This is a genomic window from Blattabacterium cuenoti (assembly GCF_014251775.1).
GTDB classification, from domain to species: domain Bacteria; phylum Bacteroidota; class Bacteroidia; order Flavobacteriales; family Blattabacteriaceae; genus Blattabacterium; species Blattabacterium cuenoti_H.
Genome location: NZ_CP059199.1, coordinates 414140 through 426632 on the forward strand (window position 1 = coordinate 414140; position 12493 = coordinate 426632).

The 12493-nt window shown below is 25.5% G+C and carries 8 protein-coding genes; 1 reads left to right on the top strand and 7 read right to left on the bottom strand.

Annotated elements, in window-relative coordinates; genetic code table 11:
• Positions 1-67 precede the first annotated feature (67 nt).
• Positions 68-1735: a glutamine--tRNA ligase gene (gene glnS, locus H0H58_RS02065; RefSeq protein ID WP_185864905.1), complete on the top strand. Its 1668-nt coding sequence runs from the start codon at positions 68-70 to the stop codon at positions 1733-1735.
• On the opposite strand, the gene rpoC is transcribed toward glnS, so the two are convergent.
• The 7 genes from rpoC to nusG are packed head-to-tail and all read right to left on the bottom strand — an operon-like array spanning position 1736 to position 12490.
• Entirely contained in the window at positions 1736-5968 is a 4233-nt protein-coding gene (gene rpoC / locus H0H58_RS02070) for a DNA-directed RNA polymerase subunit beta' (RefSeq protein WP_185864906.1), read from the bottom strand.
• A 12-nt stretch (positions 5969-5980) separates the two neighbouring features.
• Positions 5981-9802 (bottom strand): DNA-directed RNA polymerase subunit beta, encoded by a 3822-nt coding sequence (gene rpoB / locus H0H58_RS02075; RefSeq protein ID WP_185864907.1) that lies wholly within the window; start codon positions 9800-9802, stop codon positions 5981-5983.
• A 25-nt stretch (positions 9803-9827) separates the two neighbouring features.
• The gene (gene rplL, locus H0H58_RS02080; RefSeq protein WP_185864908.1) at positions 9828-10199 is read right to left on the bottom strand and encodes a 50S ribosomal protein L7/L12; all 372 of its coding nucleotides are present in this window, start codon (positions 10197-10199) and stop codon (positions 9828-9830) included.
• 29 nt (positions 10200-10228) lie between these two features.
• On the bottom strand, positions 10229-10780 hold the full coding sequence (gene rplJ, locus H0H58_RS02085; RefSeq protein WP_185864909.1) for a 50S ribosomal protein L10: 552 nt from the start codon (positions 10778-10780) through the stop codon (positions 10229-10231).
• Complete coding sequence (locus H0H58_RS02090; RefSeq protein WP_185864910.1) at positions 10767-11489, bottom strand: 50S ribosomal protein L1; 723 nt, start codon at positions 11487-11489, stop codon at positions 10767-10769. Before H0H58_RS02090 ends, rplJ begins: the two co-directional genes overlap by 14 nt.
• Entirely contained in the window at positions 11470-11925 is a 456-nt protein-coding gene (gene rplK / locus H0H58_RS02095; protein WP_185864911.1) for a 50S ribosomal protein L11, read from the bottom strand. The genes H0H58_RS02090 and rplK overlap by 20 nt, the downstream gene beginning before the upstream one ends.
• Before the next feature lie 7 nt (positions 11926-11932).
• The gene (gene nusG, locus H0H58_RS02100) at positions 11933-12490 is read right to left on the bottom strand and encodes a transcription termination/antitermination protein NusG (protein WP_185864912.1); all 558 of its coding nucleotides are present in this window, start codon (positions 12488-12490) and stop codon (positions 11933-11935) included.
• Positions 12491-12493: the final 3 nt, after the last annotated feature.

A 12493-nucleotide genomic window follows, 5' to 3' on the forward strand; every position in this document is an offset into this window, starting at 1 on the left:
TTATATACAAAAATATAATTTTTTCAAAAAAATTATTATATTAATATTAAAGTATTATTAAATTTTTTTGAAAATAAAATCACATTTAAATTTCATTGAAAAAATTATAGAAAAAGATATAGAAAATGGATTTCCTAGGAAAAAAATAAAATTCAGATTTCCTCCTGAACCTAATGGATACCTTCATATTGGACATGTAAAAGCAATATCTTTAAATTTTGAATTAGCTAAAAAATATCAATCTCCAATCAATTTGAGATTTGACGATACTAATCCTATAGTAGAAAATAATAAATTTATAGAATCTATAAAAAAAGATATTTTATTTTTAGGTTTTAAATGGGATAAAATAAGTTATGCCTCAGATTATTTTAATAATTTATACTTTTTAGCTATAAAATTAATCAAAAAAAATAAAGCATATATTGATAATCAATCTAAAGAAAAAATAAGATTTCAGAGAAAAAATTCTTTCGAAATAGGAATTAACAGTAACAATAGAAATAGATCAATTGAGGAAAATTTATATTTATTTGAAAAAATGAAAAATGGATTTTTCAAAGAAGGAAGTTGCGTGTTAAGAGCTAGAATAGATATGAGTTCCCCTAATATAAATATGAGAGATCCCATCATGTATAGAATATTGAAAACATCTCATTGTAGAACTGGAAAAAAATGGTGCATTTATCCTACTTATGATTGGACCCATGGTCAATGTGATTATCTTGAAAGAATATCTCATTCTTTATGTTCACTAGAATTTGAAAATAAACGACCATTATATAACTGGTTTATTGATAATATTTGGGATGGAAAAAATATTAAACCAAAACAAATAGAATTTTCTAGATTAAATTTAAGTAATACTATAACAAGTAAAAGAAAAATTCAATATTTAATAAATAAAAAAATTATCCACGATTGGGATGATCCAAGATTATCAACAATATCAGGTTTAAAAAATAAAGGATATCCTGCAAGTTCTTTAATAAATTTTGTCAAAAGAGTTGGATTATCAAAAAGAAATAATGTTATAGATATTTCTCTTTTAGAATTTTTTGGAAGAGAATCCTTAAAAAGAATATCATTTAGAATTATGGTTATTTTAAATCCAATTAAATTGGTTATCAGTAATTATCCTGATAATAAAACTGAATGGATTGAATGTGAAAATTTTCCAAATTATAATAAAAAACACAATAAATTTAGAAAAATTCCTTTTTCAAAGAATATATATATTGAATCTAGTGATTTTTTAGAAAAAAAAGAAAAAAATTTCTTTAGACTATATATTGGAAATGAAGTAAGATTGAAAAATGCTTATATTATAAGAGCAAATTCTATTAAAAAAGATTATAATGGAAAAATAAAAGAAATTTATTGTACTTACGATATAAATAGTAAATCATTTATCCATAAAAAAAAAGAAAATAATAATACAAAAAAACGGGTAAAATCTACTTTACATTGGGTATCAATTTCACATTTTATTCCTATTAATGTTAATTTATTCAATCCTTTGTTTTTGAATAAAAATCCCAATATAGAAAAAAATATTTCTAATCAAATAAGTAAAAATTCCATTATTAAAATTAGAGGATACGCAGAACCATCTATAAAAAATTATATAGAAGAAAATCAAAAATATTTTCAATTTCAAAGAATAGGTTATTTCTATATAGTAGAAAAAAATAATTTTGTTTTCAATAAAACATTATCTCTAAAAAATAAATAATTAATCTAATATTTCCGGATTAAATTCGTCATATTCTTTTAATCCAGTTCCTGCAGGAATTTTATGACCAACAATAACATTTTCTTTTAATCCATATAAATAATCAGTTTTACTACTAATAGCTGCTTCAGATAAAACTTTTGTAGTTTCTTGAAAAGATGCCGCTGATATAAAAGATTTAGTCTGCAAAGCAGATCTAGTTATACCTTGTAATATTGGTCTTGCTATAGCTGGAATAGCATCTCTTATTTTCATTAATTTTTTACTATGATATTTTAAAATAGTATTTTCATTTAAAAAATCTCTATAACTAATTATATCTCCTTTATTAAAATTATCAGAATCTCCGGAATAAATAATTATTTTCATTTGTGATATTTTATCATTTTCTTCTATAAAATCATCTTTATATTCAATATTTCCTTCTAAAAATTTTGTATCACCTACATCTAAAACTTCTACTTTTCGCATCATTTGTAAAACAATTACTTCAAAATGTTTATCATTTATTTTAACTCCTTGCAAACGATAAACCTCTTGTATTTCTCTAATTAAATACTCTTGAACAGCTCTTGGACCTCTTATATTTAAAATATCATTTGGGGTTACCGCTCCATCTGATAATGGCATCCCAGCTTTTACATAATCATTATCTTGAACAAGAATTTGATTAGATAATTTAACTAAATATTTTCTGATTTCTCCATTTTTAGATTCTATAATAATTTCTCTATTTCCTCTTTTTATTTTTCCATGACTAACAATTCCATCCATTTCCGATACTACGGCTGGATTTGATGGATTTCTAGCTTCAAATAATTCAGATAACCTTGGTAATCCTCCAGTAATATCTCCAGATTTAGCTGATTTTCTAGGTATTTTAACTAAAATTTTTCCTTTCTTTATTTTTTCTCCATCTTCTACCATTAAATGCGCACCTACAGGAATATTATAATTCTTCAATTCTTTATTTTCTTCATTAATGATTTTCAACATTGGAATTAAATTTTTATTCCTTGCTTCTGTAATCACTTTTTCTTGGAATCCGGTTTGATCATCTACCTCTACTTGAAAAGTAGATCCTTGTTCTAAATCTTGATAAGATATAATTCCAGAAAATTCTGCAATAATCACTGCATTATATAAATCCCATTTACATATAAGATCGTTTTTTTTCAAAGAATCACCATTATTAACATATAAATATGCTCCATAAGGAATATTATTAATCATTAAAATAGATGATCTTCTTTTATTATAAAGTTTCATTTCTGTAGTTCTAGATACTACTATTTTAACTTTTTTAGAATCTAAAATTGTATTAACAAATTTCAAATCTTCAAATTCTATTATTCCATCATATTTACTTTTTATTTGAGATGATTCTGTTACATTTCCTGCTGTTCCTCCTACATGAAAAGTTCTTAAAGTCAATTGAGTCCCTGGCTCTCCAATAGATTGAGCAGCAATCACACCAACTGCTTCACCTTTTTGAATCATTTTTCCAGTAGATAAATTTCTACCATAACATTTAGAACATATTCCCATTTTTGCTTCACAAGTTAATGGAGAACGCACTTCTACTGTAGTAATTCCAGATTTCTCAATAATTTTTGCTATTTTTTCATCAATAATATCTCCTGAGTAGATAATTAATTCATCATTTTCAAATGGATTCAAAACATCATTTAAAGATATTCTCCCTAAAATTCGGTCATATAAAGTTTCTACAACTTCCTCATTTTTCTTTAATGCAGATATTTTTAATCCTCGTAAAGTATTACAATCATCTATTTTGATAATAACATCTTGTGCAGCATCTACTAATCTCCTAGTTAAATATCCAGCATCTGCAGTTTTTAATGCAGTATCTGCTAGCCCCTTTCTAGCTCCATGTGTAGAAATAAAATATTCTAAAATAGAAAGTCCTTCCCTAAAATTAGATAAAATAGGATTTTCAATAATTTCTCCTCCAATAGATCCAGTTTTTTGTGGCTTTGCCATTAATCCACGCATTCCAGATAATTGCCTTATTTGTTCTTTTGAACCTCTTGCTCCAGAATCTAACATCATATATACTGGATTGAATCCATCTCTATCCTTTTGCATATATTTCATAACTCTTTCTGTTAGCATAGAATTAGTATGGGTCCATATATCTATAATTTGATTATAACGTTCATTATTTGTTATTAATCCCATATTATAATTAGACATAACAGTATCTACCTTTTTAATAGCATTACGTACCATATTTATTTTATTATCGGGAATTATAATATCTCCTAATCCAAAAGATAGCCCCCCTTTAAAAGAATTATAAAAACCTAATTCTTTTATATCATCTAAAAATTTTGAAGTAATGGGAATATTAGTTAAATGTAATATTTTTCCTATTATTTCTCTTAATGATTTTTTTGTTAAAGATTCATTAATAAATCCTACTTTTTTCGGAACTACTTGATTAAATAATACCCTACCTACAGTAGTCTCTATTAACTTTTTAATTAATTTATCATTTTCTCGAACATTAACTTTAACTTTTATTAATGCATGTAAACTAACAACTTTTTGATTATAAGCTATTTCTACTTCTTCAGGTGAATAAAAAATTTTTCCTTCTCCTTTAACTTTTTTACTGTTATTTGATAATAATGGTTTGGTCATATAATATAAACCTAAAACCATATCTTGAGATGGAACAGTAATTGGGGTCCCATTAGCTGGATTTAATATATTTTGAGATGCTAACATTAATATCTGTGCCTCTAATATTGCTATTTTAGAAAGTGGTAAATGAACCGCCATTTGATCACCATCAAAATCCGCATTAAAAGCAGCACATACTAAAGGATGTAATTGTATTGCTTTCCCTTCTATTAATTTAGGTTGAAATGCTTGAATTCCTAATCTATGTAGGGTAGGTGCTCTATTCAAAAGTACTGGATGTCCCTTTAATATATTTTCTAATATATCCCATATTATTGGATTTCTTTTATCAATAATTTTTTTAGCTGATTTTACAGTTTTTACTATCCCTCTTTCAATTAATTTTCTAATTATAAAAGGTTTATATAATTCTGCTGCCATATCTTTAGGTAATCCACATTCATATAATTTTAAATGAGGCCCCACCACAATTACCGATCTAGCAGAATAATCTACTCTTTTACCCAATAAATTCTGTCTAAAACGACCTTGTTTTCCTTTTAAAGAATCAGATAAGGATTTCAAAGGCCTATTTGCTTCAGATTTTACCGCAGACATTTTTCTTGAATTATCAAATAATGAATCCACGGCTTCTTGAAGCATTCTTTTTTCATTTCTCAGAATAACTTCAGGAGCTTTTATTTCTATCAATCGTTTCAAACGATTATTCCTTATGAGTACTCTTCTATATAAATCAGTCATATCAGATGCTGCATATCTACCACCTTCTAAAGGAACTAAAGGCCTTAATTCAGGAGGAATTACGGATAAAACATGAATAATCATCCAAGTTGGATCTCCACCATTTTTTTCGCCATCTCTGAATGATTCAACTATTTGTAATCTTTTCAAAGCATCAATTCTACGTTGTTTAGAAGTTTCACTAAAAGCTTTATTTCTTAATTCATTAGATAAAATATCTAAATCAATTCTTTTTAATAAATCTTCTAAACATTCTCCCCCCATTTTAGCTATGAATTTATCTGGATCAGATTCATCCAAATTTTTATTAGAATTAGGAAGATTATTTAGAATATTCAAATATTCTTCTTCAGTTAAAAAATCTCCTTTTACAAAAGGTTTTCCATCTGAACGTCGAGCTATCCCACTTTGAATAATAACATATCGTTCGTAATAAATTATCATTTCAAGTTTTTTTGAAGAATATCCTAATAATGATCCAATTTTATTAGGAGAAGAACGAAAACACCATATATGAACAACTGGAATCACAAGACTGATATGTCCCATTCTCTCTCTTCTAACCTTTTTTTCAGTTATCTCTACTCCACATCTATCACATACAATTCCTTTGTAACGAATTCTTTTATATTTCCCACAAGCACATTCATAATCTTTAACAGGCCCAAAAATTCTTTCACAAAATAATCCATCTCTTTCTGGTTTATGCGTACGATAATTTATAGTTTCTGGTTTTAATACCTCTCCATAAGATTCTTTTAATACTAATTCTGGAGATGCTAAACGAATTTTTATTTTACTAAACTTACTTCTTTTATTCATAATACAATACATCTATTCTTCTAAGCTGATATCTAATCCTAATCCTTTTAATTCATAACATAAAACATTAAATGATTCAGGATTATTAGGTTCTGGCATTTCTATTCCTTTGACTATAGCTTCATAAGTTTTTGCTCTTCCTATAACATCGTCTGATTTAACAGTTAATATTTCACGTAAAATATTTGATGCTCCAAATGCTTCTAATGCCCAAACCTCCATTTCTCCAAATCTTTGTCCACCAAATTGTGATTTTCCACCTAAAGGTTGTTGAGTAATTAATGAATAAGGACCAATAGATCTAGAATGCATTTTATCATCTACCATATGTCCTAATTTTAACATATATATTATACCAACAGTAGCAGATTGATCAAATCTTTCACCAGTTTCTCCATCAAATAAATAAGTAGTTCCAAATTTCGGAATTTTAGCTTTATCTGTGTATTCACATATTTTATCTAATGTTGCACCATCAAATATAGGAGTAGAAAATTTTATTCCTAATTTTTGACCAGTCCATCCTAAAACTGTTTCATATATTTGTCCAATATTCATTCTAGATGGTACCCCTAAAGGATTTAAAACAATATCTACTGGTTCACCATTTTCTAAAAATGGCATATCCTCTAATCTTAGTATTCTTGCTACTACTCCTTTATTTCCATGTCTACCAGCCATTTTATCTCCGACTTTCAACTTTCTTTTTTTTGCGACATATACTTTTGCCATTTTAACAATACCAGATGGTAATTCATCTCCAATTGTAATTGAAAATTTTTTATGTTTAAATTCACTATCTAATTTACTTATTGATATTTTATAATTATGTAATAATTCTGAAACTAATGAATTAGTATTAACATCATCAGTCCAATCTTCATAAGAAATATCTATATAATCTGATATTCCATTTAATAGTTTTCTATCAAAATTATCTCCTTTATAGATAATTTCTTTATGACTTCTATTATTAGAAACGGTTTTAAAACAAACTTTATTAGTTAAAACTATTTCTAATTTTTTTAATAATTCATCTCTTTTTAAAGAAAACTTATTTTTATAAAATTTTTCTAAATCTTTAACCAAAATTTTATCTTTCTCTCTAGAAGATTTATTTTTAATATTTCTAGTAAAAAGTTTAGTATCTATTACTACACCAAATAAAGATGGATCTGCTCTTAAAGAAGTATCTTTTACATTTCCAGCTTTATCTCCAAAAATTGCTCTAAGTAATTTTTCTTCCGGAGTTGGATCGGATTCTCCTTTTGGAGTTATTTTTCCTATTAATATATCTCCAGGTTTTACTTCGGATCCAACCATAATAATTCCATTTTTATCTAAATTTTTAGTAGATTCTTCACTAACATTTGGAATATCATTAGTCAATTCTTCCATTCCTAATTTAGTATCACGAACTTCCAAAGAATATTCATCTATGTGAATAGATGTAAACCAATCTTCGCTAACCACTTTTTCAGAAATTAACACAGCATCTTCAAAATTATATCCATTGCAAGGAATAAATGCAACTTTTAAATTTCTTCCTAAAGCTAATTCTCCATTTTCTGTAGCATATCCTTCACATAAAATTTGTCCTTTTTTTACTCTCATACCTTTTTTTACAATCGGTTTTAGATTAATACATGTATTCTGATTAGTCTTTCTAAATTTAATTAAATTATAAACTCTAATATTAGAATCAAAATTGACAAATTCTTCTTCTTTGGTTCTATCGTAATGAATAATTATTTTTTTTGCATCCATATATTTTACTATTCCATCTTTCTCAGCATTTATTAAAATTCTTGAATCCATTGCTACATGTTTTTCTAATCCAGTTCCAACAATAGGAGTTTCTGGATTCAATAAAGGAACTGCTTGACGCATCATATTAGACCCCATAAGTGCTCTATTAGCGTCATCATGTTCTAAAAATGGAATAAGAGAAGCAGATATAGATGCTATTTGATTAGGTGCAACATCAATATAATGAACTTTATTATTATTTACAATGGGAAAATCACTAGCTTCTCTAGCTATGATTCTATTAGATAAAAAATTTCCAAAATTATCTACAGAATTAGATTGAGCTATAATTTTACCTTCTTCTTCTTCTGCACTTAAATAATCCACTGGATATTTAAAATTAACCTTATTATTTCTTACTTTTCGATAAGGAGTTTCTACAAATCCCATATTATTTATTTTTGCGAATACAGAAAGTGAAGATATTAATCCTATATTAGGACCTTCAGGTGTCTCTATAGGACATAATCTACCATAATGAGAATAATTAACATCTCTTACTTCAAATCCAGCTCTTTCTCTTGATAAACCACCTGGACCTAATGCAGATAATCTTCTTTTATGAGTAATTTCAGAAAGTGGATTAGTCTGATCCATAAATTGAGATAATTGACTAGTTCCAAAAAATGTATTGATTACTGAAGATAATGTTTTGGAATTAATTAAATCAACGGGCATAAACACTTCGTTATCTCGAACATTCATTCTCTCTCTTATAGTTCTTGCCATTCTAGATAATCCAATACTAAATTGAGTATATAATTGTTCTCCAACTGTTCTAACTCTTCTATTAGATAAATGGTCAATATCATCAACTTCTTTTTTTGAATTAAATAAAGCATTTAAATGTTCTATTATTGCTATAATATCTTGTTTTGTTAATACTAAATGATCAGGATCTATTTTTAATCCTAATCGTTTATTTAGACGATATCGTCCCACAGGACCTAAACTATATCTAGTATCAGAAAAAAATAATTTATCTATTACTCCTCTAGCTGTTTCTTCATCAGGTGGCTCAGTATTTCTAAGTTGTCTATATATGTATTCAACTGCTTCTTTTTCAGAATTTGTTGGATCTTTATGCAGAGTATTATAAATAATAGAATAATCTTTTTTTTCTCCATTTTTCTTATGAACTAAAATAGTTTTTATATCATTATTCTTTATAAGATCTATATGTTCTTGTGTTAATAAGACATCTCTATCTATAAGAATTTCATTTCTTTCAATAGAGACAACTTCTCCTGTATCTTCATCTACAAAATCTTCATTCCAAATTTTTAAAACTCTAGCAGCCAGAGTTCTGGATAAAATATCTACTACACTAGTATCATTTACTTCTACTTGTTCCGCTAAATTAAATATTTTTAATATATCTTTATCTCTTTCATATCCTATAGCCCGCAATAAAGTAGTCATAGGAAGTTTCTTTTTACGATCAATATATGCGTACATTACATTATTAATATCTGTAGCAAATTCGATCCATGAACCTTTAAACGGAATAATTCTAGCCGAATAAAGTTTAGTTCCATTAGCATGATGAGATTGACCAAAAAATACTCCGGGGGATCTATGCAATTGAGAAACAATTACCCTTTCAGTTCCATTAAAAACGAAAGAACCAGAATTTGTCATATATGGATATGTACCCAAATATACATCCTGATAAACAGTTTCAAAATCTTCATGTTCAGGATCAGTACAATATAATTTTAATCTAACCCTTATTGGAACACTATAAGTCAAACCTCTTTCAATACATTCTTCTACAGAATATCTAGGAGCATCTAAAAAATATCCTTTAAATTCTAAAACAAACGAATTTCTTGCATCAGAAATTGGAAAATTTTCTGTAAAAGCCCTGAATAAACCTTCATTTTTTCTATCTATTGGTTTTGTATCTAATTGAAAAAACTCTTTGAATGATTTAATTTGAATATCTAAAAAATCTGGATATTCAATACTCCTTTTTACTGATGAAAAATTAATTCTTTCTACTAAAATTTTATTGGTATTCACTAACAAAAAAATATTTTATATATTTTTATTTTAATTCAATTTCAGCACCGATTTTTTCAAATTTATTTTTTAAATCTTCAGCTTCTTTTTTATCAACAGATTCTTTGATTGTACTAGGTACACTATCTACTAAATCTTTAGAATCTTTTAATCCCTTTCCAGTAACTTCTTTAACAAGTTTCACAACAGATAACTTAGAATTTCCAGATTTTTTTAAAATAATATTAAAAATATTTTTTTGTTCACTTTCAATATTTTCTTCTTTTTTATTTACATTATTCGAATTTTCTGCTAAAATTTTTGGATTTATACCATATTTATCTTTTAAAAGATTTGTTAATTCATTCACCTGTTTAACGGTTAAATTAACTAATTGTTCTGCTAATTTTTCTATCATTTTAAAATAAATTTTTTAATGTTAACCTATTATTTATTAATTGATTTTTTTATATGATTATTTGATATATAATTTAAAATATTAAATATATTATTAAATTCTTGCGAAAATGAAAATATAATTTCCTTAATTGGATATTGAAGAATTAATAAAATATCAATAATTAAATCTTCTTTTGATTTAAAATTAATAATTAAATCTAGACCTTTATTTCCAAAATAAAATAATTCTTGAAAATAAGCTGCTTTTAAAATAGGTCTTTCAATTTTTTCTTGATTATGAAATTTTTTAATAATTTGAGATATTATTTTTCCTTTATTTGAAAAAACAATACTACTATTTCCATTTAAAAATGGAATAAAAGAATTTAATTTTTTATTTTTTCTTATAGAAATTTTTAATAATGAATTTTTCACTACTTTCATTCTAATATTATTCTTATAAAAATTTTTTCTTAAAAAAGAAATTTGATTAGAATCTAAATTAGATATATTAATTAAATATACTGATTCATTATTAGATAATATAGAAGTTAACTCGGATAATTCTTTACAATTTTTTTGTTTTCTATTTATCTTCATAAAACAATTTTTTTAAATCTAACTGAACACTACAACTCATAGTTGTAGACAAATAAATACTATTTATATTTATATACTTACTTCTCTTAAAAAATGAAGGATTAAGACGAGTTACCTCTTTTACAAAAATAATTATATTTTCATATAAATATTTTTCAGAAAATGATACTTTTCCTATCGGAAAATTAATAACTCCATAACGATCTACTTTAAATACCAATTTTCCTGATTTTATATCTTTTATACATTTTTCTGGATTATCTGACATAGTTCCAACTTTAGGATTTGGCATCAAACCTTTCACTCCTAAAAATTTAGAAATTGGCGTCAATTCTTTCATTACTGTAGGCATTGAAATAACAAAATTAATAGCATCATCCCACCAACCATTTTTTATTTTTTCAATAAAATTTAATCCAATATAATTAGCACCCAATTCTTGGGATATAGATTCTTTATCTTTTGATACTAAAGATAGTATACAATGTTTTTTTCCATTTCCATTAGGTAATTTAACAATACCTTTGATTGATTGATTTTGATTCTTAGTACTCATACTTAAATTAATTGATATATCAATAGATTCATCAAATTTTGTAAAACTTATTTTTTTAAGAATTGACAAACATTTTTTCAATGGATATTTTTCTTTTAAATTTGAAAGATTACTAAGAATTTTCTTTCTATTTTTAGTTATTTTTTTTGACATTTTTCTTTGAAAAATCAATTTCTATTCCCATAGATTTAGCAGTTCCACAAATCATAGATACTGCAGCATCAATAGAAGAACAATTTAAATCATTCATTTTACTTTTAGCTATTGATAAAACATCATCTAAATTAATTTTCCCCATTTTAATCCGATTAGATTCTTTAGATCCTTTTTCAATTCCAATAGTATTTAATAATAATAAAGATACTGGAGGTTTTTTTATAATAAAAGAAAATGATTTATCTTCATATACACTTATTATGACTGGACAAGATTTTCCTAAACTATTTCTAGTTTCCTCATTAAATTTTTTGCAAAATTCCATTATATTTACCCCAGAACTACCTAATATTGGCCCAATTGGAGGAGCTGGAGTAGCTTTTCCACCCATTATTTTTTGAATTTTAATTTTTTTTATAATTTTTTTTCCCATTTCATATCTATATTTTTTCTATTTGCGTAAAATTTAATTCTAATGGTGTTTTTCTACCAAATATTAAAACAGCTAATTCTAATTTTCTTTTTTCTTCATTAATTTTTTCAATTGTTCCATTAAATCCACTAAAAGGACCATCAATAACTTTTATTGTTTCTCCTATTACAAAAGGAACTTCTATATTATTTTCAAATTCTTCTAAAGAATTTTCTATTTTTCCTAAAATTTTACTTATTTCATTTTTTCTCATAGGTACAGGATTAGATTTACTTCCTTTACCTTCTCCTAAAAATGTAATAACACCTGGAACATTTCTAATTGCATATAATGCCTCACCTTCCAAATTAGCTTCTATCATTACATATCCTGGATAATATACTTTATCTTTATAAATTTTTTTACCATTTTTTATTTGAATAATTTTTTCAGTAGGTACTAAAATATCTCCTATTTCTTTTTCCAATCCATTATTTTTGACTTCATTTTCAATGTATAATTTTATCTTATTTTCTCTTCCACTAATAGTTTTGATCACATACCATTTTTTTTCTAAATTATTCATATT